This is a genomic window from Microvirga sp. HS2 (assembly GCF_055792805.1).
The window spans coordinates 154,697-179,077 of sequence record NZ_JBVVAJ010000009.1 but is presented as its reverse complement, the minus strand read 5'-3'; the positions used below and the strand labels follow the sequence as shown (position 1 = coordinate 179,077).

18 protein-coding genes are annotated in these 24,381 nt (G+C 61.4%); 14 read left to right on the top strand and 4 right to left on the bottom strand.

The annotated features are described in order from the left end of the window. From ACS5Q0_RS11000 to hpnH, 4 genes are all read left to right on the top strand, one after another. On the top strand, positions 1 to 207 hold a 207-nt coding region (locus ACS5Q0_RS11000; RefSeq protein WP_473126669.1), incomplete at its 5' end, for a hypothetical protein. Between the two features lie 99 nt (positions 208 to 306). Next, positions 307 to 1,539, top strand: coding sequence for a glycosyltransferase (locus ACS5Q0_RS10995; protein ID WP_473126668.1), 1,233 nt, complete (start codon positions 307 to 309; stop codon positions 1,537 to 1,539). Positions 1,540 to 1,877: 338 nt separating this feature from the next. Next, entirely contained in the window at positions 1,878 to 2,804 is a 927-nt protein-coding gene (ispH, locus tag ACS5Q0_RS10990; RefSeq protein ID WP_473126667.1) for a 4-hydroxy-3-methylbut-2-enyl diphosphate reductase, read from the top strand. Positions 2,805 to 2,852: 48 nt separating this feature from the next. Continuing rightward, the gene (gene hpnH, locus ACS5Q0_RS10985; protein ID WP_473126666.1) at positions 2,853 to 4,001 is read left to right on the top strand and encodes an adenosyl-hopene transferase HpnH; all 1,149 of its coding nucleotides are present in this window, start codon (positions 2,853 to 2,855) and stop codon (positions 3,999 to 4,001) included. On the opposite strand, the gene ACS5Q0_RS10980 is transcribed toward hpnH, so the two are convergent. The 4 genes from ACS5Q0_RS10980 to ACS5Q0_RS10965 form a co-directional block, all read right to left on the bottom strand. Beyond that, on the bottom strand, positions 3,924 to 4,580 hold the full coding sequence (locus tag ACS5Q0_RS10980; RefSeq protein WP_473126665.1) for a phosphorylase family protein: 657 nt from the start codon (positions 4,578 to 4,580) through the stop codon (positions 3,924 to 3,926). The two genes, hpnH and ACS5Q0_RS10980, sit on opposite strands and share 78 nt — an antisense overlap. A 50-nt stretch (positions 4,581 to 4,630) precedes the next feature. Next, a complete protein-coding gene (gene shc / locus ACS5Q0_RS10975) occupies positions 4,631 to 6,607 on the bottom strand; it encodes a squalene--hopene cyclase (protein ID WP_473126664.1) in 1,977 nt (658 codons plus the stop codon). Between the two features lie 658 nt (positions 6,608 to 7,265). Next, positions 7,266 to 8,657, bottom strand: coding sequence for an aspartate aminotransferase family protein (locus ACS5Q0_RS10970; RefSeq protein ID WP_473126663.1), 1,392 nt, complete (start codon positions 8,655 to 8,657; stop codon positions 7,266 to 7,268). A 19-nt stretch (positions 8,658 to 8,676) separates the two neighbouring features. Further along, positions 8,677 to 9,210: a DUF2147 domain-containing protein gene (locus tag ACS5Q0_RS10965; protein ID WP_473126662.1), complete on the bottom strand. Its 534-nt coding sequence runs from the start codon at positions 9,208 to 9,210 to the stop codon at positions 8,677 to 8,679. A gap of 436 nt (positions 9,211 to 9,646) precedes the next feature. Between ACS5Q0_RS10965 and ACS5Q0_RS10960 the strand changes: the two genes are divergently transcribed. The 10 genes from ACS5Q0_RS10960 to ACS5Q0_RS10915 all read left to right on the top strand — a co-directional run bounded on the left by ACS5Q0_RS10960 (position 9,647) and on the right by ACS5Q0_RS10915 (position 24,372). After that, complete coding sequence (locus ACS5Q0_RS10960) at positions 9,647 to 10,522, top strand: efflux RND transporter periplasmic adaptor subunit (RefSeq protein WP_473126661.1); 876 nt, start codon at positions 9,647 to 9,649, stop codon at positions 10,520 to 10,522. Then, on the top strand, positions 10,522 to 13,611 hold the full coding sequence (locus ACS5Q0_RS10955) for an efflux RND transporter permease subunit (protein WP_473126660.1): 3,090 nt from the start codon (positions 10,522 to 10,524) through the stop codon (positions 13,609 to 13,611). Before ACS5Q0_RS10960 ends, ACS5Q0_RS10955 begins: the two co-directional genes overlap by 1 nt. 259 nt (positions 13,612 to 13,870) lie before the next feature. Beyond that, on the top strand, positions 13,871 to 14,455 hold the full coding sequence (locus ACS5Q0_RS10950; protein ID WP_473126659.1) for an acyloxyacyl hydrolase: 585 nt from the start codon (positions 13,871 to 13,873) through the stop codon (positions 14,453 to 14,455). 447 nt (positions 14,456 to 14,902) lie between these two features. Next, a complete protein-coding gene (locus tag ACS5Q0_RS10945) occupies positions 14,903 to 17,329 on the top strand; it encodes a penicillin acylase family protein (RefSeq protein WP_473126674.1) in 2,427 nt (808 codons plus the stop codon). Between the two features lie 278 nt (positions 17,330 to 17,607). Further along, a complete protein-coding gene (locus ACS5Q0_RS10940; protein WP_473126658.1) occupies positions 17,608 to 18,543 on the top strand; it encodes a D-alanyl-D-alanine carboxypeptidase family protein in 936 nt (311 codons plus the stop codon). Positions 18,544 to 18,954: 411 nt separating this feature from the next. Continuing rightward, a complete protein-coding gene (locus tag ACS5Q0_RS10935) occupies positions 18,955 to 19,908 on the top strand; it encodes a Bug family tripartite tricarboxylate transporter substrate binding protein (RefSeq protein ID WP_473126657.1) in 954 nt (317 codons plus the stop codon). Then, positions 19,898 to 20,416 (top strand): tripartite tricarboxylate transporter TctB family protein, encoded by a 519-nt coding sequence (locus ACS5Q0_RS10930; RefSeq protein ID WP_473126656.1) that lies wholly within the window; start codon positions 19,898 to 19,900, stop codon positions 20,414 to 20,416. The genes ACS5Q0_RS10935 and ACS5Q0_RS10930 overlap by 11 nt, the downstream gene beginning before the upstream one ends. Further along, positions 20,417 to 21,904, top strand: coding sequence for a tripartite tricarboxylate transporter permease (locus tag ACS5Q0_RS10925; RefSeq protein ID WP_473126655.1), 1,488 nt, complete (start codon positions 20,417 to 20,419; stop codon positions 21,902 to 21,904). A gap of 58 nt (positions 21,905 to 21,962) precedes the next feature. Further along, positions 21,963 to 23,498 (top strand): MmgE/PrpD family protein, encoded by a 1,536-nt coding sequence (locus tag ACS5Q0_RS10920; protein ID WP_473126654.1) that lies wholly within the window; start codon positions 21,963 to 21,965, stop codon positions 23,496 to 23,498. After that, complete coding sequence (locus ACS5Q0_RS10915; protein WP_473126653.1) at positions 23,491 to 24,372, top strand: isocitrate lyase/PEP mutase family protein; 882 nt, start codon at positions 23,491 to 23,493, stop codon at positions 24,370 to 24,372. The genes ACS5Q0_RS10920 and ACS5Q0_RS10915 overlap by 8 nt, the downstream gene beginning before the upstream one ends. The last annotated feature ends 9 nt before the right edge of the window (positions 24,373 to 24,381 follow it).

Below are 24,381 nucleotides of genomic sequence, written 5' to 3'. Positions count from 1 at the left end.
GCGCTCGACCGCGGCACTCTGAAGGTGCGTTCCATGGTGCTGCCCGACCTCTACCAGGAGCACGACAAGCCCGAGCGCATGTATGCCCAGGCCGGCCTCGACGCCGCCGCCATCGTCGCAAAGATCTTCGAGGTGCTGGGGGGCGCGCAGGAGCAGAGGCGCCGGAGCATCGCTCTAAGCGTGCATCACGACCGCAAGCGAGGGTAATGGTCCGGATGCCGATGCCGCACCGAAGAGTTTTGAGCCGAGCGGACGAAACTGAGGTGTTTGTTCCATGTCGCTTGGTCCCATGAAGGAGCGAGTCCGATGGGCGGCACCATTCTAGCCGGTACCTCCCTCCTGATTTGGATATATCTGCTTTTCGGGCGGGGTCTTTTTTGGCGAATGGCGGAGCGCGACGACCGTTTTGTTCTCGACGACGCATCGTGTCTGTCCGAGGCTCCCACCTTAGCTGTGATCATCCCGGCCCGCAACGAAGCTGAAACGATTGCCATCACCGTGACCTCATTGCTGAAGCAGACCTATCCTCATTACTTTGACATTGTTGTGGTTGACGATCAGAGTACCGACGAAACTGGTATGATGGCCGCAGCAGCAGCCCTCGATGCCCGAGCGGATGATCGCCTCATCATTGTGAAAGGCACTGCTCCGCCCGCTGATTGGGCAGGAAAATTATGGGCCATGCAGCAGGGATTGGAACGCATCGAGGCGAGTCTTGCACCGCCGGAATTCGTCTTGTTCACCGATGCGGACATTGCCTATGCGACCCATGATGTGATCAGGCGCTTGGTCCAGCGAACGCTCGCTCGCAGAACGGTCCTGACTTCGCTGATGGTGAAGCTCCGCTGCGAGAGTGTCGCCGAGCACTTGCTCGTTCCAGCCTTCGTCTTCTTTTTCCAGAAGCTCTATCCCTTCAGGTGGGTCAATGATGCCCGCCGCGCTACGGCGGCCGCAGCGGGTGGCTGCATGCTCGTCCACCGGCGATCCCTCATCGCGGCCGGCGGGTTGCACGCGATACGTCATGCGCTCATCGACGATTGTGCACTTGGTGCGCTCATGAAACGGCACGGGCTTGTCTGGCTCGGCTTGACGGAACAGGTGCATAGTCTGCGGTCATATCCGAAATTAAGCGATATCGGCCGCATGGTGAGCCGCTCGGCCTATGCGGAGCTCCGATACTCGCCGCTCCGGCTCGTCGGCGCCGTGATCGTCATGAACATCACCTATGTGGCACCGCCCCTTCTCGTCGCACTGGGCACCAGTGCTGCGCAGGTCGCCGGGGCGGTTGCCTGGGCCCTGATGGCTGCTGCGTTCATGCCCTGCCTGCGCTTTTACGGCCGGAGCTCGGCATGGGGTGTTGCGCTTCCGCTTGTCGCGGGCATTTATACCTTGTTCACCCTCGATTCCGCTCTTCAGCATTGGCGGGGACGGGGTGGTGCATGGAAGGGACGGATTAATGCGGCGCCCATCGCGCCGAGAAATGCGATGTCTCATGTTCACAGCCAAAGCGGCATGCCGCGGCAGGACGCCTCTAGATAAGAGCTTTGCCGTTGTTTCGGAGCACATCCGCGGCAATCTGGGCTTTCCTCCACCAAGACGCCCTATGGACGCTGATGCTTAAAACCTGAGTTGAACGAAACTATTGCGGCTAAATACAAACTGCTCAGGCGCTCATTTCGGTGGGCCTGAGGATTTCTCCTCGAATAGAAGATCGGATCGTAGTAGAATGTCGGAATGTTGATGTTATTATTATCGTGCGGGTATGTTGTTTAACCTGAGTGCGAACGCGCTGTAATCGATAACGATCGTAGTGCCACATCACGAGGTAGAGACTTCAATAGTGGCTTTTGCACAAGGTATGCATATGAGGATAGGATATGAAAATTATCCTCGCTCGGCCCCGTGGTTTCTGTGCTGGCGTTATCCGCGCGATTGAAATCGTAGAACGCGCCCTCGCCAAGTATGGTGCTCCCATCTATGTCCGACACGAGATTGTTCACAACCGGCATGTGGTTGAGAGCTTGGAAAGGAAGGGCGCACGCTTTGTTGAGAACCTCAGCCAAGTGCCCGACGACGCAGTCGTGATCTTCAGTGCGCACGGGGTTTCCCGAGCGGTCATTACGGAAGCACAAGTAAGGAATTTGCACGCGCTGAATGCCACATGTCCTCTTGTCACCAAGGTCCATCGTCAAGCTCAGCGCTATGTAGCGCAAGGCCGGACTTTGGTTCTCATTGGCCATGCCGGGCACCCGGAAGTCGAAGGCACATTAGGGCAGATCGAGGGCATGGTTCATCTGGTGCAGACCGAGGCCGATGTGGACGCGCTTGATCTACCGACTGAGACGCGCATCGCCTATGTGACCCAGACGACCCTCAGCGTGGACGACACCCGGTCGATTATTGCGGCTCTGGAGCGGCGCTTTCATGACGTTGTTGGGCCCGAGACCGGAGACATTTGCTACGCGACGCAGAACCGCCAAATGGCCGTCCGGCAGCTCTGCCGGACGGCAGAGCTCCTGTTGGTTGTCGGTGCCCGCAACAGTTCAAATTCCAATCGCCTGCGGGAGATCGGTGAGGAGACCGGCGTACCTAGTTATCTGATCGAGGACGAGACAGATATTGATCACACCTGGCTGCACCAGGTTGAGGTCATCGGGCTGACCGCCGGAGCTTCGGCGCCCGAAGTACTTGTCGACAGGGTAATAGATGCCCTCTCTCGAAAGTATTCGGTCGAGATCTCCGTACTGCCAGGGATTGAAGAGAACATTAATTTCCGCCTGCCTACCGAACTTGCGAATATTTGAACCCGGTCGGGCTGAAGAGTTGCACCTTGCCAGAAGAGGGATTTACCAGTGGGCATGCCCCTCCGTCAAATTCTGCTCATCGGCAGCTATGTCGTCCGCCAACACCTCGCAGGGCGGAGGCGTTATCCGCTCGTGCTGATGCTGGAACCATTGTTCCGGTGCAATCTGTCCTGTGCGGGATGTGGCAAGATCGACTATCCGGATGCGATCCTGAACAGGCGTCTGTCACTGGAAGACTGCCTTGGATCCATCGACGAGTGTGGTGCACCCGTCGTCGTCCTTGCAGGCGGAGAGCCGCTCCTGCACAAAGAACTGCCCCAGATCGTCGAGGGTGCCGTTGCGCGGCGTAAATTCGTGATCGTCTGTACCAATGCGCTCCTGTTGGAGAAGAGAATCCATCAATACCAACCGAGCCCATACTTCACCTGGTCCATCCACCTGGACGGCGACAAGGACATGCATGACCGGTCCGTGTGCCAGCCAGGAGTCTATGATCGCGCTGTCGCTGCCCTCAAGCTCGCGCGAGCGAGAGGATTTCGGGTAACGATCAACTGCACTTTGTTCAAAGGCGCAGATCCGGAGCGAGTTGCCCGGTTTTTCGATACAGTGATGGAACTGGGGGTGAGTGGGATTACTGTCTCGCCCGGATATGCCTATGAAAGAGCTCCCGACCAGCAGCACTTCCTCAACCGAAAAACCACCAAGGATCTCTTTCGCAATGTTTTCCGCCTCAACCGAGGCGGTAAGAAATGGGTATTCAATCAGTCGGTACTGTTCCTTGATTTCCTTGCTGGCAATCAGACCTATCGGTGTACGCCATGGGGAAATCCGACCCGAACGATATTTGGATGGCAACGCCCCTGCTATCTCCTGGGAGAGAGTTACGCCAATACTTACCGGGAGTTGATGGAAGAAACGGATTGGGGTGCATACGGAACGGGCTGCTACGAAAAATGTGCCGATTGCATGGTTCACTCAGGCTATGAGGCATCGGCGGTCAGGGACACGCTTCGACGGCCATGGAAGGCCGTTTGGGTCGCCTTGCATGGAGTGACAACGCGAGGTCCTATGGCGCCGGAGATCCCGCTGGACCAACAACGTCCCGCGCAATTCGTGTTCTCACGAAACGTCGCTGAAAGGCTCGGCAAGGTTTCCGACCCCAAGATTGGGCCCGAGAAGGGACCGGCAGCGACGTAAGCCGGCGGTAGCGGCCGACGCATTGATCGCAAGACGCGCCAGCAAAGCGATCTGCATGGGCTGCCGCACCACTGCGCGCAGGACATACCGCCAATCCAAGATCCCATCAGCATCCAGTGCCTCATTGGCAAATGGCGGAAGCGAGTGGTTCGAGGCATCGCAGATCACTCGGATCGCTGCGAACGGAACTCCGCAAATGGCGGCGAACTCGGCTGCAACATGGGACTCCATGTCGACCGCAGCGGCACCCGTGGCGGAACGGAGGGCTGCTTTTGCGATAGGGGTCCGAACGGGGGCCTCAACGCCTGCAATCTCAGCCGCGATGACGCTCCGGCCTGCTACCGACGACCTTCGAATCCAATCCTGGGTGAGGCCCGGATGCGCGAACCATCGCACTTTTCCAACAACAATGCCTTGGGCGAGAACGACATCGCCAGGTGAGAGACTTGGATCGAGCCCGCCGGCAATTCCGAAGCTGACAACAGCCCGGTAAGCAGGAGTGAGGGCGCGGAGAACGTGGCGCAGCCGTTCCGGTGAACCGCCCGAGCAGATGGTGACGTGGTCGGGCCCGGCGATCATGCGCGCTTCATAGGCAAGTCCGGTTACGATCAGGAGTGGCAGTCTGGAGCTCACATTCCGATCCAGTCGCTTACTTCATGGAGACCGAGCTTCAGGTTGCGATAGCGTGCAAGCGCCCAAAGCGGAAAGAGCTTAGGATAGCCGTGGTAGCGCAGATAGAAGACCCTTGGAAAACCCGTAGCTGTGAAATACTCTTCAGGCCAGAATCCGTCTCCACTCTGGGTGTTGCACAGATACTCGACGCCACGTCTGACCGCAGGATGCTCGACCTGGCCGGCGGCCATCAGGCCCAGGAGAGCCCAGGCGCTCTGAGAAGCCGTACTCGATGCGGGCTGATGACCTCGGTAATCAAGACGGTAGCTCTCTCCATCCTCGCCCCAACCTCCGTCCGGATTCTGGATCCGTACGAGCCATTCTACTGCTCTTCGGACAGCATCCGAACGTGGATCCACTCTTGCTGCGTGCAGGGCACAAAGAGCAGACCACGTTCCATATATGTAATTCATGCCCCAGCGACCGAACCAGCTCCCATCATCCTCCTGCTCCTCAAGGAGATACGCAATGCCGTGGGCCAGCGGTGAGCCTCTTCCGGGCTTGTCGCCAAGTTGAGCAAGCATAGAAACACAGCGAGCCGTCACATCGACGGTCGGTGGATCAAGGAGTGCTCCATGATCGGCGAAGGGAATATAATTGAGATACCCGTAGCTGTTATCGGCGTCGAAGGCGCCCCAACTGCCGTCTCGGTTCTGCAGTCCTGAAATCCACTCGCGGCCACGGGTAATTGGCTCGTCAAAGACTGCGGCATTCTGCAGGCCAAGCCGCAACTGCGCACGATGCATTGCCATGACCACGACCGCCGTATCATCAACATCAGGATAATAAGGATTGGCGTATTGGAACGCCCACCCCCCAGGGCGCACGTGAGGGCGTATCACCCCCCAATCTCCGATGACATCAAGGATCTGACGCTGCTTTAACCAAGTCAGCCCCTTCTTGGCGTGCTGCTCCGCCTCATCGCCTCCAACTTCGAGAAGGGTCTGGCAGCATAGCGCAGTGTCCCACACGGGCGAGAGGCACGGCTGGCAATAGGCCTCGCTGTCCTTCACGATCACTAGGTGGTCAATGGCCTCCCGGGCAGTGACGACGTGCGAATGATGTTCTGGATATCCCAGAGCATCGTACATCATCAAGACATTTGCCATTGCGGGGAATATGGCCCCAAACCCGTTAGGGCCGTTCAAGCGATCTTCAACGAAAGCGATTGCCGCCTTGATTGCATGCTGTCGTGTACTCTTCGGAAAGAACCGCTCCGTTCTGCGTAGAACGTCGTCAGTCATCTCGAAGAAAATCGTCCAAGGCGAATTTTTCTGAAACCCCTCTGGCCCGTTGTGCTCGCTGCCGGGTGGGGTCGTGAAAAGCTCTGGGACAACGATGCCGCGTCGGTTGCGCGCCGTTGGTTTCAAAGCCTGCAGGACCATGAGCGGAACGAGGACCGTGCGTGCCCAATAGGACATTTTCGAGAGATGAATGGGAAACCAGCGTGGCAGAAGGATAATCTCGATGGGCATGACCGGCACGGCCTGCCAGGGGACCTCGCCATAGAGCGCCAGCAATGTCCGCGTGAACACGTTGCTCCGTGCGGCGCCCCCATGCGCAAGAATCAAATCGCGGGCTTGGCGCATATGAAGGGCGTTTGGTGCGTCTCCAATCATCTTTAGCGCAAAGTATGCCTTGACGCTCGCGCTCAGGTCGAACGATCCGCCGTGGTATAGAGGCCAGCCACCGTTCGGAGTCCGTATGCGGCGCAGATATGCTGCAATCTTTCCTTCAAGATCGCTGTTCGCCGGCTTTCCAAGATAATGCTTGAGAAGTATATATTCGGCGGGAATCGTGGCATCGGCCTCTAACTCAAATCTCCAATGCCCGTCAGCTTGAGCACATGCGATAAGCGCTTCGCTGGCGGCTTCGATCCTCGTGTCGATCACGTCGTTGGACAATTCGAGGTGAATGGGGACGGATTGAACCATGCGATACTCCGTATTCTTCCATCAAGCATCTCGACAGTAAGTACGCTTGAATCGGACGCCAGCATCAACGTGAAGCAATGGGCGTAGCTGTCCATCGAACGAGACAGTCTCCGTGCTGTTGATCAGCTCCGAAGATCCTGCGGACGGCACGTGTGGCCCATTCACAATAGAGATCGAGCATCGTCCAGGCTGGGGCTCGGATGCACCGGTCACATCCATCATCATTCCATCGATGACAGCGGGGAAATCGCTAGGTCGGCAGAACGCATATACGGCATAGATTGCCTCATACCTGAAGCGTGGCAGTATCTGCATGGCTGCGTAGAATGAGCCGCCGGCAACAATAGGGACACTGTTCTCATTCACCAGGACACCGGCCATGCGCCTGCTCCTCTGGAAAACGGTGCGGGAGCTGTGAATTATACCGTCCATAGGATCTCAGGCCATATCGATAAAGAGGCAGGCTGATGATCGGTGACCCTGTGGTTCGCGCGCCCGGGCCAAGACAGGATATCGTAGCAGATCCGGGAGTGGTGGTTCGGGGTATCTGCCCTGCGAAGCCAATAACAATCCTGCTGCAAACTTGAGCAATACATTGTTCGCCTCTCTATCCAGTATAAGAGCGCTTCGGCCCAATATGCCGGCGCTTACCCCGCCCTTATACGACACCGGCCTTCGCCTTCATGGCGTGCCCGGCGAGCGTTTTGCCTAGGGACCACGCAGCACCGGGAACGCGGTGAGCATCGGCGATCACGGCATCGAAGGCACGCTCGATCCAGGTGCAGTCCTCCTCTTTGATGATGAGCGGCGGAAGGAGCTTCACCACATGGCTCGCGTGGCCCGCCACTTGGCACAGGATCCGATGCTCCTTGAAAAGGGGTACGGTGATGAGCTGACAGAACAGGCCCTTGTTCATGGCCTCAAGTGCATTCCAAGCAGCCTTCAATTTGAAAGACTGCGGAGGGCCGAACTCAATGCCAATCATCAACCCCTTGCCGTGCACTTTCTTCACGAGCTCGTAACGCTCTGCCATGCCCTCGAAGGCGGCAATCAGGCGCGCTCCATTTTTGGCGGCATTTTCAATTATTTGCTCCTCCACGAGCGCTTGCAGTGTCGCAAGCCCTGCCGCCATGGCGAGGTCGTTCTTCGAGAAGGTCGAGCCATGCACAACTGCGCGGTCCATCCGGTCGAAGATCCTGTCGAAGATCCAGCGTCGGGTCAGCACGGCACCAACCGGGAGGTAGCCGCCGGAAAGCGCTTTTGCTAGGAGCACCATGTCGGGCTCAACACCCCAATGGTCGATGGCAAGGAACTTGCCCGTGCGACCGAGTCCTGTCTGAATCTCGTCCACAACGAAGAGAGCCCCGTAAGAGCGGCACAGCTCTGCCGCACCCACCAGGTATCCCTCGGAGGGCATGTTGACGCCCTTGCCCTGAATCGGCTCGACAATGAAGGCGGCGATGGTCTTCGACGCGAGTGCGCGCTCGAGAGCCGCAAGGTCGTCGAAGGGGATCTCAGCGCAGTCCGGCAGGAGCGGTTCGAACCCCCTTCGGAACATCTCGTCGCCTGTAATCGACATGCTGCCATAGGTAAGTCCATGAAAGGCATGGCTGGCGAAGAGAATGCCCGGCCGCCCGGTGGCGCCGCGGGCGAACTTGAGCGCAGTCTCAACTGCCTCTGTCCCTGAATTGGTGAAGAATGCCTTGTCAAGGTATGGCGTGCGCGACAGAAGGCGCTCGGCAAGAAGTCCTGCGAGTGGAGATACGTCCATCTGTACAAGGTTCGGCAGCTCCCCATCCATGGCTGAGACGAGCGCGTCGCGAACGCCCTTGTGATTGCGTCCGAGAGCGAAGACACCCCAGCCGGACAGGAGGTCAAGGTAGCGCCGATCGCGACTGTCCCACAGATGGGCTCCCTGTGCCCTGCGAAAGCTCACATCGTAGCCGATCACCTTCAGCACGCGCACCATCTGTTCGTTGAGATGGCGCGTGTGCAGATCGTATCGGTCCTCCTCGTGAGCGTGGAAGAGTGCAGCGATGTCAAGACCCATTGAGGAGCTCCGAGTCCGTTTAGCGGGGCTTTATGGAGCGAGTGCCGTCGGTGGGCTTCGGCTGGTTCGTGCCCAGGGTCTCACTCGCGCGTGTCCAGGTTTCGCCGTCACAGAGAAGACCGCCAAGGATGCAGCCCTCGATCCTGAGGGAGGTCGGGCTCTGCGGTACCAAGGTGGCTGCATAGGTCTTGCCGTTTTCGGCATTGTAGACGCTGCCCTCCCATGAATTCTGGCCCTTAAGCTTCATACTCTTGATGATCTCGAGACCGAGAAGGGGTTTGTTGCGCTTGGCCGGATCAGGATTGTTCGAATCGACGCCGCCCGGGGTCTTTGTCCAAATGAGCGTGCCGCAACGGGTTCCGTCGCTGCCGTCGCCGCACGGCGCGATACTGATGCGAGCGGTCTGATCGGCGACAATCCACTCGCCGTCGATGGGCGCAGCCGGCGTCTGCGCGATCGCAGCCGTCTTCAGCCCATTCTCGGTCCGGGCCGCCGCCGAGGCGAGGATGAGTACTCCGAGAGAGGTCGCGACAAGTACCTTCTTTCTGACCATGCTGGCGTCGGACCCTGCGGGTCCGCTCCGGTTGAGCCTGAGCAGGTTCACATCTGCGCAACGGAAATCGGTCTTGAGCTTGTTTCTTGCGATTCTAGAGTGTTCTTGTGCCCTTAAAGCGGCAAGCATGAGGCGTGATTCGCGTAAAGGCGGATGGAACACAGAGCGGCTTTGTGAAACCTTCCAGGCCGTCTCTCGGAACTATTCTGACGAAGCCTGGCAGTTTGCGGGGATGCTGTGGCGCTATCACTGGTCACGCGTCTGTCGGATCGGCCCGTCGCCAAAGCTCGACCAAGTGATGATAGCTGTCTCAGCCGTTGCAGGATCGGATCTGCCGGTACGCCGCTGTATAGGACCCGGCACAATCAAGCGGCCTTGCTCTGGACAAGCCCAGCCGCCCGTGGCTTCTTCTTCCAGGTGATCTGGAGCGGATGGTATGGCCCCTCCCTTCGTATGCAGGCTGGCCCTGATCGGCTTGGCACTATGGCCGACGCTTGGCACAGCGCAACCCACGACGCCGGTTCCGACTGTCACGACCGCTACCGCCACCCAGGCATGCTTCGAGGATCATGTCTCCTTCATCGGTGCGCTTGTGCCCCGAGAGGATGTGCTCGTTATCCCCCTCGTCAATGGCGCAAGAGTGAACGAGGTGCTGGTCGAGGCGGGCGAGCGGGTGAGGAGCGGCCAGGTACTGGCGCGGCTCAGCCGGCCGGGACCGTCGGAGGTGCCGACCGGAGGGTCGATTGACGTGACAGCGCCCGTGGATGGCGTAGTCCTGACCCGTAGCGCCCGCATTGGCCTCATCGCCTCCGCCTCGTCCACTGAGCCCCTTTTTCGCCTCGCCCGCGATGGTGCTATGGACGTGATGACGGGGCTCCCGGCGGGCCGCCTCGTGAACGTGCGTGCTGGTCGTTCCGTGCGCCTCCAGACCCCCGGAGGAGAGATCCGCGGCGAAGTGCGCCTCGTCGCGCCGGAAGTTGACCGGCAGAGCCGACTCGGCCTGGTGCGCATCAGCTTCGATGGAGACCCGCGCCTGCTCTTCGGCGCTTCTGTGTCCGGCGTCATCGAAACGGGGCAGAGCTGCGGCCTAGGCATTCCGCTTTCGGCTCTCGTCTCCGAGCGTGACCGGACGCTGGTGCGGCGCGTGCGCGATGGCAGGGTAGAGAGCGTCGCGGTGCAGCCCGGCCTCGTCCAGGGCGATATGGTCGAGATTCGCTCAGGACTCGCGGCCGGCGATCTCGTGGTCGCCCGTGCAGCCGACTTCCTGCGAGATGGCGATGCCGTGCGCGCCGCGCCGGCAGAGGTGCCGTGATGAGGATCCCCATCTCGGCAACGTCGATCCGCCGGCCGATCCCTGCCATCGTCCTCTTTCTGGTGCTGTCTTTGCTCGGTCTGATGAGTTTCCGGCATCTGCCAGTGACGCGCTTGCCTGCAGTCGATCTTCCCATCGTCTCCGTTGCCGTACCGCACTACGGTGCATCGCCGGCCGAGATCGAAACACAGATTACAGCCCCGATCGAGAATGCAGTGGCAGGCGTTGCCGGCGTGCGCCACATCTCATCAACCATCTCGGATGGCCTGTCGAACACCGTGATAGAGTTCCGCCTCGAGATGGACGCGGCCGCTGCGGTTAACGGTGTCAAGGACGCAGTGGCTCGCGTTCGCACTGAACTTCCCCAGGCCGTGCAGGAGCCCATAGTCCAGAGCATTGAAATTGCCGGCCAACCCATCGTCACATATGCGGTAAGGGCGAAAGATCGCACACCGGAGGAAATCTCCAGATTCATCGACGAGACCGTCAAGCGCGCGCTCCTCGGTCTCCGTGGCGTCGCGGGCATCGAGCGCATCGGCGGGGTCGTACGCGAGATCGCAGTCCATCTCGACCCTGTGAGATTGGCGGATGCTGGCGTCACTGTCGTCAACGTAAACGAGCAATTGCGTGCGGCGTACGTCAACGGTGGAGGCGGGCGAGTTGAGGTAGGGGCGCGCGACGCGGCAATCCGCACGCTTGCCGGTGTCAACAGCGTTTCAAGCCTTGCCGCCCTTCCTATCATCCTGCCGACTGGCGGACCGGTCCGCCTCGATGATCTCGGTACGGTGACGGATGGGATGGCGGAGCCGAAGACCTTCGCACTTCTGGACGGCGAGCCCATCGTCGCTTTCGCAGTGTCTCGTGCCCGCGGCGCGAGCGATGTGGACGTCGCTCGCGCCGTCGCAGACCGCATCGCTGTGCTGCAGAGTGCGAACCCCGACTACGAGATCCGCCTCATCGACGTACCCGTCAGCTACACAATCGGCAACTACCAAGCCACGATGAGCACGCTCATCGAGGGCGCGGTGCTCGCCGTCATCGTGGTATTCGTATTTCTGCGGGACTGGCGCGCCACGCTGATTGCGGCAATCGCCCTGCCACTCTCGGTCGTGCCGACCTTCTGGATTATGGACGTGATGGGGTTTTCGCTCAACCTCGTAACGCTCCTCGCCATTACGCTCTCGACCGGCATCCTTGTCGACGATGCCATCGTCGAGGTCGAGAATATTATCCGACACATGCGGATGGGAAAGAGTGCTTACGAAGCGGCGCTCGAAGCCGCAGACGAGATCGGACTGGCCGTCATCGCCGTGACGGCGACGCTGATTGCGATCTTTGTACCCTCGAGCTTCATGGGTGGTGTTGCAGGCCAGTTCTTCAAACAGTTCGGCGTGACTATCGCGGTGGCAGTGTTCTTCTCGTTGCTCGTCGCCCGCCTTATCACACCGATGATGGCGGCCTATGGTCTTCCTTCGGCACGGGAACTTGTGGAACGTGAGGGCAGGGTACTGCGCACCTATACGCGGCTTGTGGCTTGGTCGGTCCGCCACCGAATTGTCACGGTGGCTCTCGGATTGGCAATCTTTGTCGCTTCGATTGCAAGCGCCCTGCTACTGCCGACCTCCCTTCTGCCTCCGGAGGACACGAGTCGCTCGCTCCTTGTCGTGGAGCTGCCTCCTGGCGTCGACCTGACCGATACGCGCCGCACCGCGGAGCTCGTCACGCGCCGTCTCAAGGCGTTGCCGGAGGTGCGCTCCGTTCTCGTCCAGGGCGGGCGAGTGCCGATCGGGATGTCGGAGGCGCGCGATGCCACCTTCATTGTCAACTACACACCACGTTCGGAGCGAAGCCGCACCCAGCGCGAGCTCGAAGGTGTCCTTGCGGCGGAACTCGCCAACGTGCCCGATATCCGCTCCTACTTCCTCGACGCGAACGGTTTCAGGCCGGTCACGGTCATCGTCATGGGCGCCGACGGCGCGAAAATCTCGGCGGCGGCGGCGGATCTCGCGGCGCAGATGCGTCGCCTGCCCATGCTTGTCAATGTGATCTCCACCGCCTCTCTGGGGAGGCTTGAGGTCCGCATCGTCCCTCGGCCCGCGGATGCCGCCGCGCTCGGTCTTCCCGCCGCGGCACTTGCAAACGCGATCCGTATCACGACCCTCGGCGACCTCGAACCGAACCTTCCTCATCTCGGTGGCAACGAACAGCTCATTCCTATTCGCGTGCGCCTCGATCCCGCGGCGATCACGGACCCGCGGGCGCTCGATGCCATACGTCTCTCGCCGCCGAACGGCGGCCCACCGGGCATGCAGCCGGTTCCCCTCGCTGCGGTGGCGGATGTGGAGATCGGCCGCAGCTTGGCCTCGATCGAACGGCACGACCGGTCCCGAAGCGTCACTGTCGAGGCGGATCTGGCCAGCGGCGCTGCGCTCGGCGATGCCCTTAAGGCGACGCTCGCGCTGCCTGCTGCCCGCACCCCGCTGGCTGGAGTCACCGTGCGCGAGGCGGGTGACGCCGAGGTTATGACGGAATTGTTCAACGGCTTCTCTACCGCCATGCTGGCGGGACTCCTTCTCGTCTACAGCGTGCTGGTGCTCCTCTTCGCGAGCTTCCTGCAACCTTTGACAATTCTGTTCTCTCTGCCGCTTTCCATTGGGGGTGCGATGCTGGGCCTCCTGGCCGTTCACCAGCCCATCAGCATGCCGGTTTCGATCGGTATCCTGATGCTGCTCGGCATCGTGACGAAGAACGCTATCCTCCTCGTCGATTTTGGGCTGGAGGCGCAGTCGCAGGGGATAAGCCCGGAGGAAGCGATCGTCGACGCCGGGCGCAAGCGCGCTCGACCGATCATCATGACCACTGTCGCCATGATCGCCGGTATGGTGCCCTCGGCACTCGCGATCGGTGCCGGCGGGGAGGCCCGGGCGCCGATTGCCATCGCGGTTATCGGTGGGCTCATCGTCTCGACCCTCCTTTCACTCGTCTTTGTCCCGGCGGCTTTCGTGCTCATGGAGGATTTCTCCCGCTTCCTGCGAAGGCTCATCGGCCGACCCGCACAGCCCGCGTCCATGGACCCGAAACTTGATTGAGAGCTGCTGTCTTCGGACAGTGTGCGGGAGGTGCAAGGCCGTCTTGCCGACGGATGAGCAAGGTGGGAACCAGAATCGGGTCGCGTCAGGATCGGTTCGCCGCCTGGCAAACGTCACCCGCCTCATACGCGTCGAGTTCAGGGGCCGTCCCCCAAATGCGTCAACGACGAACTCTGATCGGGTACCTACTTTGCTAGTCGTGCGAAGGTGGTCCTCATAAGGTATGAACAGACGAGTGCAAGATCGGTGGGGCACATCCATGAAGCGGCTTCTCGTTGCGGCGCTGGCATTAACTGGCGGCGGGACGGCAGTCCACGCGGCGGACCTTTCACCGCAAGGTCCGCTGCCGCTCCCTCCCCAGCAGCAAGTAGTCCCGCGCTTTATCTCGGAGATCCGCTTTGGCGTGACGGCGCAAGACCCGACCGGCCCTGAAAGTGGGTCAGCCAACCTGACTGGTGAGATTCTGTCGGTTCGGCCGTTTACCGCGACTAACCCGGTCCTCGATCTGCTTATTCCCCGTCTCCATGTGGGAGGCAGCCTCAACCTCTTTGGCGACACCAGCTTCGGCTATGCCGGCCTGACCTGGACCTTCGACATAACGCCAGCCATCTTTGTGGAAGGCAGCTTGGGCGGCGCCGTTCACAACGGCGAAAACGATCCAATCGACAACCATCACAACGCATTGGGCTGCACAGCCCTATTCCGCGAGTCAGGTTCGGTCGGCGTGCATGTTGCGGAAAACTGGACCATAATAGCAACCGTGGAACACCTCTCGAATGCGGGCTTGTGCTCGAACAACCGTGGACTCACCAACTTCGGCCTAAGGGTGGGCTACACCTTTTGAGGGGGATTGGGTCTCTCCCATGACATCCGCTCCCTCGCATCCACCTCAAACAGTGCTCATCATCTCAGTGCGGGGACTGGGAGCCACCCATTTCATCGCTTGGTTCCGGGCATGGGGGAGGGAGGAGAGCGGGAGAACCTTGGAGGCTTCTGCTACGCAGCTGAGGAGGCGCTTGCCCCCGCCCCCATGATCGTAACCGGCCGATCCTGGCGCGCGAATTGGCGGACTGCATCATCAGAGCCAGTCCATGGCTTGAAACGGGGCGGTCTAGGGAAATGGGGCTGCCCGCTGCTCCGACAAGTCGCCTGATCCCCATATCTGCCCTGCCGGGAACGCAGTTGTCTCCCCTTCGCTCAAGCTTGAGCATCAAGCTGATTTGATTCCTGCACGCCACTCCATCCCGGAGAGAAAAGGAATAAATCGCTTGTTGACAGGGAGGAACACATGATGAAGACGCGGTCCGGAACTAGACGTGTTGTGCCCCTTGTTGGCGCTCTGCTCGTGACCACCGCGCTCCCGGCCTGGGCCGAGATGTCGAGTGCGGTCCGGACAAGCTCCCATGAGGTGCAGGGGCTCCAACAACCGGCCGAGATGATCGTCGATCAATGGGGCATTCCGCACATCTACGCAGCGAACACCCGCGATGCCATCTTTCTTCAGGGCTACAACGCCGCTCGTGACAGGCTCTGGCAGATCGACCTCTGGCGCAAGCGCGGACTTGGCCTTCTCGCGAAGGATTTCGGCCCCGCCTACGTGGCGCAGGACCGGGCCACTCGCATGTTCCTTTACCGCGGGGACATGAACCAGGAATGGGCCGCCTATGGACCCGACGCCAAGAACTATACGGAGGCGTTCGTGGCCGGTATCAACGCCTTCGTCGACGAGATCCGCGGTGGTCGCAGACCTACTCCAGTCGAATTCCGGGTCGCCGGCACGATGCCCGACCGCTGGACGCCCGAGGACGTCGTGCGCATCCGCAGTCATGGCCTCACCCGTAACGTGGCCTCTGAGGTGTCGCGGGCGCGGGTTGCCTGCGCAGCCGGGTACGAGGCCGATCGCTTTCGGCGCAAGATCGAGCCGGACTGGACAACCAAGGTGCCCGATGATCTCGATCCTTGCTCGATCCCGCGCGAGGTGCTGAACGATTATCAGCTCGCTACGCGCGAGGTCACCTTCGCGAAGCCAGGGCAACAGCGCACGTCACTCGATCCCGACAAGTTCCTGGCCGAAGCGGATGATCGCGTCAGCACCATCGGTTCCAACAACTGGACGATCGCGCCCAGCCGCACGGCCACCGGCCGGCCGATCCTGGCCAACGACCCGCATCGGGCGCATGGGGTGCCGTCCTTGCGCTACATCGTGCACCTCAACGCTCCCGGCCTCTCGGTGATTGGAGCGGGCGAGCCGGCGCTGCCTGGGATCTCCATTGGTCACAACGGCCAGATCGCTTTCGGCCTGACCATCTTCGCCATCGATCAGGAGGATCTCTTCGTCTACGAAACCAATCCGGACAACCCCAACCAGTACCGCTATCGCGACGGCTGGGAGGATATGCGGGTCGTGCGAGAGACCATCGCGGTGAAGGGGGAGGGACCGCGTGAGGTCGAGATGCGCTTCACGCGGCATGGCCCCGTTCTTCACGCCGATCCGTCGCAGCGGCGGGCTTTCGCCATGCGGTCGGTCTGGTTCGAGCCCGGCACCTCGGCGTATTTCAACTCGGCGGAATACATGACCGCCAAGGATTGGGACGGCTTCAAGAAAGCGATGGTGAACTGGGGGGCGCCATCCGAGAACCAGGTCTATGCCGACACCTCCGGCAATATCGGCTGGATTGTCGGAGGCCGCTCGCCTTTGCGTCCGAACTGGGACGGTTTGATGCCCGTGCCCGGCGATGGCCGCTACGAATGGTCCGGATTTCTCAAGGGCGAGGAGCTGCCTCAGGTTTTCAATCCCGAGACGGGGTGGTTTGCCACCGCGAACGAGATGAATATCCCGGCCGGGTACCCGATCGCCGAGCGCAAGGTCGGCTTTGAATGGTCCGACCCCTCGCGCATCACCCGCATCAAGGAGGTTCTCGCATCAAAGGAGAAGATCACGCTGGCCGACGCCATGGCCCTGCAGACGGACGACTACACCGTCAATGGCCGGAGACTGACAAAGCTGCTCGAGCCGATCTCGTCTGACGATCCGATGCTCAGCGAAGGGCTGAACCTGCTCAGGGAGTGGGACCATCGAACATCCCACGACAGTGCGGGTGCGGCCCTGTTCGAGGTCTGGATGACCAAGCACCTTGGGCGTGCCCTGACAGCGAAGGCCCTTCCTGAGCCGGCCCGCGCCACGCTCGGCACAAGCGACATTGCGGCGGTCGTGGATTACCTGGAGAGCCCCGACCAGGCTCTTGGGGCAGATCCCCTTGCAACTCGGCGGGAGATCCTCCTCGAAAGCCTGAGGGGCGCCATGAACGAGGTCCGCCAAGTGCTCGGTCCAGACATCTCCAATTGGGAGTGGGGCAAGCTGCATCACGCTCAGTTCGACCATGCCCTGGCTCCTCTGGCGGACGAGACGACCCGTGCTCAGATGACGGTAGGCCGGCTGGCGATGGGCGGCTCCGCCTTCAGCCCTCGCGCTGCCTCCTATCGCGCGTCTGATTTCCGCGTGACTGCCGGCGCCTCGTTCCGGATGGTGCTGGATGTCGGCAACTGGGACCAGAGCGTGACCATCAACACCCCCGGTCAATCAGGCAATCCCTTCAGCGCCCATTATCGCGACCTCGCGCCGCTCTGGGCCGCCGGTGATTACGTACCGCTCGTCTATTCCCGTGAGGCCGTCGAGCAGGCGGCTCGTGACGTCATCAAGCTCGAGCCGGCCCGCTAGCGCATCGTGCCGACCCAGCGGGTCGCGCAGGGAAACGGGGATCCGATTTTCGCTGCGCGGCCCTTCGGGTCCGCCCTCAACGATGCGCTCATTCAAGAAGGGAGCATCGGACCAATCCCAAACGTGCACGTCCATATGAGCTGGTGGCTCCGACCAAGTGAAGAGCTTCAGGGCGGCTGTCGTCGGTCCTGTGGCAATGGCCCGACTGGGGTACCGAGGCTGGAGGGCCTCGTAATCAGAGGCTTGCGCGCGGTCGCGCTTCGGTCAACCATCGGGGTATGAAGCTGCCCTCGTTCCTGCTCGCCGCTGGCCTGATCCTGACGACCGCGCCAACCTGCGCCAATCCCCTGCTGTTGGTGGACGCGTCGTCCGGCGACATCCTCGCCGCTCAGGAGGCGACCCGCTCCTGGCATCCGGCATCGCTCACCAAGCTGATGACGGCGCATCTTGCCCTCACGGCAGTTCGAACGGGCCGGCTCACTCTGGACAGCTCCCTCGTCCTGAGTGATCGGGCAGTGGCCCAGGCGCCCTCCAAGTTGGGTGTCCCCTCAGGCACGTCGCTTCGGCTGGAGGACGCGCTCCTCATCATGATGGTCAAGAGCGCCAACGATGTGGCGGTCGCCATCGCGGAAGCCGTCAGTGGAAGCGAGATGGCGTTTGTCGCCGCGATGAACTCGGAGGCGAGGCGTCTTGGGATGACCGGAACGCGCTTCGTCAACGCCAGCGGCCTGCACGATGACCGTCAGGTCACCAACGCGCGGGACATGGCCGTGCTGATGCTGGCAGTCCTGAGCTACCATGGGGACCATGCCGAGCTTTTCCGGACGTCAGCCGTCACGGTCAACGGCCGCATGCTCAAAAACACGAACAAGCTGATCGAGGATTATGCCGGCCTCGAGGCAACGAAGACTGGTTACGTGTGCGCCTCCGGGTTCAATGTGGCCGTCTCAGCCGTCCGCGAGGGCCGGCGTGTCGTTGGTGTGGTCCTCGGCTCTCCCAGTGCGGCAGCACGGACCCGGACTATGCGGGAGCTCCTCGACACGGGCTTGGCGGGAGCGACAGAACCCCGTGGCAATCTGCGCACGGTAAGGGCCAACGCGCCTGCGCCAGGCACGGACCTGCGGCGCCGCAAGTGCGGCCGGCAGGAGCCTGGGACCACGATCGCCGCCGGCAGCGATGTGAAGTCTGCTGGAGACCCGCAGCTCCGCCGCTGACGAGCTCACCGGCACATCAACCGAAAGAGCCGACGTTACCGACAACTTGGGCGTCTCCACCCCTCGTGCCGGCAGGCCAGAGCTGTTCGCGCCGCCATGCCGGAAAGGGCAGCTGATTTCGCCGCCGGAGTGGCTCGAGGCGTGAAATTGGCGTCGACGTATCCAGCCTCAACGAACGGAACATGGCTTTCGAGGCAGCTCTGACGCTGCGCCGAATACACTTTTCCAGCGTCTTTCTGTCGACAAAAGTACCTTGTTTGACACCAGATCACGTTCATGATCTTCTCATAACCGCAATTCTGCCGACAAAAACGAGAACAGAGCAGCGTTGTGATGTATCAATCAGGGCAAGCCGGATCTACGGCGCGGGCCGGAGATGCTCACCTGCAAAGGCCCAGGGAGGAAATAAGAATGAATGTGAAAAAGGCGTTGTTGCCTTTCGCCATGCTCGCCGCGCTCATCGCGGGCGGTGCGCAGGCACAAGTCAATGTCATGTTGCCGGCTAACCCTGGAGGTGGTTGGGACGCGACTGGTCGTCAGGCATTCCAGGCGATGCGCGAGGCAGGCATCTACACCGGCGGCGTCAACTTCACGAACACCGGCGGTGCTGGCGGCACCATTGGCCTCGCCGCCTTTGAGAAGGCACAAAGAGGTAAACCGGACGCCCTGGCTGTGTTCGGAGCCATCACTGTCGGCTCGATCATTCTGAACAAGTCGCCGATCAAGCTGTCTGAATTCCGCCCGGTATCCCGGCTCACGGCAGAGTATCTGGTAATCGCGGTGGCGGCCAACTCGCCCCATAAAACGCTGAAAGATCTCGTGGCCGCGCTCAAGGCCAATACGGGCGCCAATGCCATTGGCGGCGGCTCGGCTGGTGGCGTTGATCATATCGCTCTGGCCCTTCTGGCGAAGGCTGGCGGGATCCCGGTTTCCGACCTCAACTACATCCCTCAGACCAGTGGTGCCGAGACGGTCACTGCCATCGTCAATGGTACGTTGGCGGCTGGAATTTCGGGTATCTCCGAGTTTGCCCAGTTCGCGCAGCAGGGGCGCATCCGCATCCTCGGCATCACCTCGGCCGAGCGTGCAAAGGGGCTGGACGCGCCGACCTTCAAGGAAGCCGGTTATGACGTCGAGATCGCGAATTGGCGCGGCATTCTCGGTGCTCCCGGTATGCCTGACGATAACTACGCACTGTGGGTGGATCGCTTCACCAAGCTCAACGCGAGCCCGGCCTGGGCGACGGTTCTCAAGACTCAGGGCTGGGATCAGTTCTTCCTTCCGGGAGCCAAGTTCGGCACCTTCATTGCCGAGGAAGAGGCCCGGATCGGCACCATCCTCAAGGAGGCCGGCCTTGCCCAATAGCCGACGACATGGCGAGGCGGGAGGCGGCACTCAAGCTACCTCTCGTCCCTGGTGGCTCGGCGCCGCGGTCGTTGTGCTCGGGAGCATCTGTCTCTATGGCGCCTTCAGTCTGCCGCAGGGTGCTCGCTATGCCGCCATCGGCCCAGGTCTGTTTGTCTCCATGGCTGGTGCTGGTTTGGTCGTTCTGGGCCTCATCCTCTTGGTGCAGATCGCGCATGGAGAGGCCTTCGACCCGCAGGATAGCGAAGATGCGTCCGGCGCCGAAAAGGCAGATACCCCGGCCTTGCTGACCGCACTGGCGGCCGCCTGTATTCCGATCCTGACTATTCAAGGCCTTGGCCTGCCGATCACGGCCATGTTGTCCTTCACCTTGGTTGCGCGAGCCTTTGGCTCGCGCAGGACGCTTGCCGACATGGTTGTCGGCGCCATGCTCGGTGCCTTGTCCTGGCTTCTCTTTACCCAGCTGGGCCTGCAGCTCGGCGGCTTCCTCCCGGTCGCGGGGCTATAAATGCAAACCTTCTCCTTGCTGATCGAGGGCTTTGGCGTCGCCTTGCAGCCGACGAACTTGCTCTGGGCTCTGCTCGGGTCAGTTCTGGGCACCGCGATCGGGGTCCTGCCTGGCATTGGTCCCGCCCTCACGATCGCGCTGCTGCTGCCTGTCACCGTCAGTGTCGCACCGACTTCGGCTTTCATCATGTTTGCTGGCGTGCTTTACGGCGCCATGTATGGCGGATCGACAACCTCGATCCTCATCAACACGCCGGGCGAGGCCGGCTCGATGATGACGGCGATCGAGGGGAACAAAATGGCCCGCGCCGGCCGGGGCGCCGCCGCGCTCGCCACCGCCGCGCTCGGCTCGTTTATCGCGGGCACGATCGCGACCCTGCTGCTCACCTTCGCCGCTCCTTCTATCGCCGAGATCGCCTTTTACTTCCGGCCGGAGGATTATTTCGCTCTGACCGTTCTGGCTTTCACCTCTGTGGCGGTGGTGATGGGAAGCTCGCGCGTGCGCGGCTTTATCTCGCTGTTCATCGGACTTGCCCTCGGTGTCATCGGAATCGACCAGATGACCGGTCAACCGCGCCTGACCTTCGGAGCGGCTTCCCTGCTCGACGGCATGGAATTGACGGTGGTGCTGGTCTCGTTGTTCGCAGTTGGCGAGATCCTCTATGTGGCAAGCCGCTATCGCCGGAATTCGTCCGACATCGTGCCCATCAAGGGCCAGACTTGGATGACACGAGAGGACTGGAGACGGTCGTGGAAACCCTGGCTACGGGGCACGGCGCTCGGCTTTCCAATGGGGGCTCTGCCTGGGGGCGGCTCTGAAATCCCGACCATGCTCTCTTACACGCTGGAGCGCAGGCTTTCCAAACATCCCGAGGAATTCGGCAAGGGGGCGATCGAAGGGGTCGCTGGTCCTGAGGCTGCGAACAACGCGGCGGCTGCGGGAATTCTGATCCCATTGCTGACTCTCGGACTGCCGACCTCGGCGACGGCGGCGGTGCTGCTGGCTGCCTTCCAGAATTACGGTCTGCAACCAGGACCCTTTCTTTTTACCTCCAATCCGCAGCTGGTCTGGGGCCTCATTGCCTCTCTCTATGTGGGCAACGTGATGCTCCTGGTGCTCAACCTGCCTCTCGTTGGGATCTGGGTGCGTCTGCTGGCCATCCCTCGACCTCAGCTTTACGCCGGCATCCTTGTCTTCGCCACCATCGGCATCTGGGGCGTTTCGAATTCCTTGACCGACCTCATCTGCATGGCGGCCATCGGGGTCATGGGATACGTGATGCGGGTTTATGACTTTCCCATCGCGCCGGTATTGATCGGTCTGATCCTCGGACCGATGGCCGAACAGCAACTGCGCACGGCTCTCGCCGCAGGACAGGGCAACCCTGTGGTGCTGGTCTCAACACCCCTGTCCGCGATCTTGCTGGCGATTGCCTGCCTCTTCCTCCTTGCTCCCATCGTGCTGCGGCGCCTGCGTGCAAATGCGTAATCGTTCCGGCCGCGGCCGGAGCTCCCTGCAACCTTCTACAGTAATGACCATCCGACCAATGAACAAACATACCGTACGGGTCCACCCATCCGCCGCCCAACTGCCGCGCGAGCAGCAACTCGCTTGGCACATCGCCAGCTTCGCAGCCCATTGCGGGCCGCTCAGCGCCGACGTGATCGACATGATGGCGTGCCGCATCGTCGACAATGCTAGCGTTGCCTTGGCGGCGATCAATCGGGCGCCCGTGGCGGCCGCTCGGGCCATGGCTTTGGCGCATCCCCGTCCGGGCGGCGCGACCCTTTACGGGCTGTCATCGGCAACACGGGTCGACGCCGAGTGGGCCGCCTGGGCCAATGCAACGGCCGTGCGCGAGCTCGATTTCCACGATACGTTCCTGGCCGCCGATTATTCCCACCCGGGCGACGCCATTTCGCCCCTTATTGCCGTGGCCCAGCAGATGGGCCTCGACGGAGCAGCCCTCGCGCGCGGCATTGCAGTCAGCTATGAGGTCCATGTGGCCTTGGTCAAGGCGATCTCGCTGCACAGATACAAGAAGGACCACGTGGCTCACCTTGCGCCGGCGACCACAGCCGGCATTGGGGCTCTGCTCGGTTTGCCGACCGAGATCATCTTCCAGGCAGTCAACCAAGCGGTGCACCTGTCCTTTTCGACGCGCCAGTCGCGCAAGGGTGAAATCAGCTCGTGGAAGGCCTACGTGCCCGGCTTCTCGGGCAAGCTCGCGATCGAGTGCATCGACCGCGCCATGCGTGGAGAGGCTTCGCCGTCTCCGATCTACGAAGGCGAGGACTCAGTTCTGGCATGGATGCTGGGCGGCGCGGATGACTGCTACGATGTTTACCTGCCAGCCGATGGGGAGAGCCCGCGGGCCATCCTCGAGACCTACACCAAGGCTCATTCGGCCGAGTACCAGGCGCAGGCGCTGATCGACCTGGCGATCGACTTGGCAGGCCAGATCGAAGATCTGTCGCAGATCAAGGACATCCTGCTCGAAACCAGCCATCACACGCATTACGTGATCGGCACCGGCGCCAATGACCCGCAGAAGACCGATCCGGAGGCGAGCCGAGAGACCCTCGACCACTCCATCATGTATATTCTGGCGGTCGCGCTCGAGGATCGCAAATGGCACCATGTGGATTCTTATACGCGTGAGCGCGCTCGCCGGGCTTCGACGGTGGCGCTTTGGCACAAGATCAGGACGGTCGAGGATAAGACCTGGACTGCCCGTTATCACGATCCGGATCCGGCCAAGCGAGCCTTCGGCGGCAAGCTGGTCATCACCCTCCAGGATGGCCGTGTCATCTCTGGCGAACGCGCCGTGGCCGACGCTCATCCAAATGGTGCGCGTCCCTGGACGTGGCCGGATTACGTGGGCAAGTTCGAAACGCTAACCCGCAACGACATCGGTGATGCAGAGCGACAGGCGTTCCTCGCCGCCGCGAAAGGCTTTGCGAGCCTCGCCGCTGGTGCGCTCGACAGCCTCGTCCCAGCATTCCCCGCTGGAACCGTCAGCCCATCCCGGCCGACGGGCCAAGGCATCTTTGATCGAGGCCTGGAGCAGGTTCATGCTTAATCACGAGATCAACAAAGCCTTTCGGGCCCGCCTCGAGAGGGGCGGCGCAGTCCTCCTGCCCGGCGCGGCAAACGCTCTGGCGGCGCGGATCATTGCCGATCTCGGATTCGAGGCAATCTACCTGTCCGGCGCCGGGTTGACGAATACGTATTTGGGCATGCCCGATCTTGGCTTCATCAGCCTGCCGGAGATTGTCCAGCACACCGCGACGATCCGCGATGCAACGGATCTCCCGATCATCGTCGACGCGGATACCGGCTTTGGCAACGCGCTCAACGTGCGCCATACGATCCGGATTCTCGAGCGGGCCGGCGCCAGCGCCGTCCAGATTGAGGATCAGGTCAGTCCGAAACGCTGCGGCCACTTCTCAGGCAAGGAGGTCGTCGATCTTTCCGAGGCGCGCAGCCGCATCAAGGCGGCCGTCGATGCGCGCCAGGATTCGAACCTCTTGATCGTGGCCCGGACAGACGTGCGGGCGACCCAGGGACTTGCCGCCGCAATCGAGAGGGCGCAGGCTTTCATCGAGGATGGCGCCGACATCACCTTCATCGAGGCGCCGGAGAGCGCCGAGGAGATCCGCGAAATCCCGATCCGCCTCCGGGAGACGCCTCAACTCGTCAATCTTGTGGTAGGCGGCCGTACTCCCATCCTGGGTCTCGAGGAGTTGAACGAGATGGGCTTTGCCCTTGTGCTTTATGCCAATGTGGCTCTGCAGGGCGCAGTGCATGGGATGCAGGCCGCATTGGGGCATCTCAAGAGCAATGGCAGCCTTGACGAGGCAGGGCCCGTCGCGAGCTTCAAGGAGCGTCAGCGGCTGGTGAACAAACCCTTCTTCGACCAGTTGGAACAGCGTTACTCGACGCCAGACCGGTAAGGTGAGCCC

Bases quoted from the DNA above. Each gene is read 5' to 3' on its own strand.
- ACS5Q0_RS10995 (WP_473126668.1), top strand. From the start codon at position 307: ATGGGCGGCACCATTCTAGCCGGTACCTCCCTCCTGATTTGGATATAT.
- ispH (WP_473126667.1), top strand. From the start codon at position 1,878: ATGAAAATTATCCTCGCTCGGCCCCGTGGTTTCTGTGCTGGCGTTATC.
- ACS5Q0_RS10980 (WP_473126665.1), bottom strand. From the start codon at position 4,580: ATGATCGCCGGGCCCGACCACGTCACCATCTGCTCGGGCGGTTCACCG.
- shc (WP_473126664.1), bottom strand. From the start codon at position 6,607: ATGGTTCAATCCGTCCCCATTCACCTCGAATTGTCCAACGACGTGATC.
- ACS5Q0_RS10970 (WP_473126663.1), bottom strand. From the start codon at position 8,657: ATGGGTCTTGACATCGCTGCACTCTTCCACGCTCACGAGGAGGACCGA.
- ACS5Q0_RS10965 (WP_473126662.1), bottom strand. From the start codon at position 9,210: ATGGTCAGAAAGAAGGTACTTGTCGCGACCTCTCTCGGAGTACTCATC.
- ACS5Q0_RS10960 (WP_473126661.1), top strand. From the start codon at position 9,647: ATGGCCCCTCCCTTCGTATGCAGGCTGGCCCTGATCGGCTTGGCACTA.
- ACS5Q0_RS10955 (WP_473126660.1), top strand. From the start codon at position 10,522: ATGAGGATCCCCATCTCGGCAACGTCGATCCGCCGGCCGATCCCTGCC.
- ACS5Q0_RS10950 (WP_473126659.1), top strand. From the start codon at position 13,871: ATGAAGCGGCTTCTCGTTGCGGCGCTGGCATTAACTGGCGGCGGGACG.
- ACS5Q0_RS10945 (WP_473126674.1), top strand. From the start codon at position 14,903: ATGAAGACGCGGTCCGGAACTAGACGTGTTGTGCCCCTTGTTGGCGCT.
- ACS5Q0_RS10940 (WP_473126658.1), top strand. From the start codon at position 17,608: ATGAAGCTGCCCTCGTTCCTGCTCGCCGCTGGCCTGATCCTGACGACC.
- ACS5Q0_RS10935 (WP_473126657.1), top strand. From the start codon at position 18,955: ATGAATGTGAAAAAGGCGTTGTTGCCTTTCGCCATGCTCGCCGCGCTC.
- ACS5Q0_RS10925 (WP_473126655.1), top strand. From the start codon at position 20,417: ATGCAAACCTTCTCCTTGCTGATCGAGGGCTTTGGCGTCGCCTTGCAG.
- ACS5Q0_RS10920 (WP_473126654.1), top strand. From the start codon at position 21,963: ATGAACAAACATACCGTACGGGTCCACCCATCCGCCGCCCAACTGCCG.
- ACS5Q0_RS10915 (WP_473126653.1), top strand. From the start codon at position 23,491: ATGCTTAATCACGAGATCAACAAAGCCTTTCGGGCCCGCCTCGAGAGG.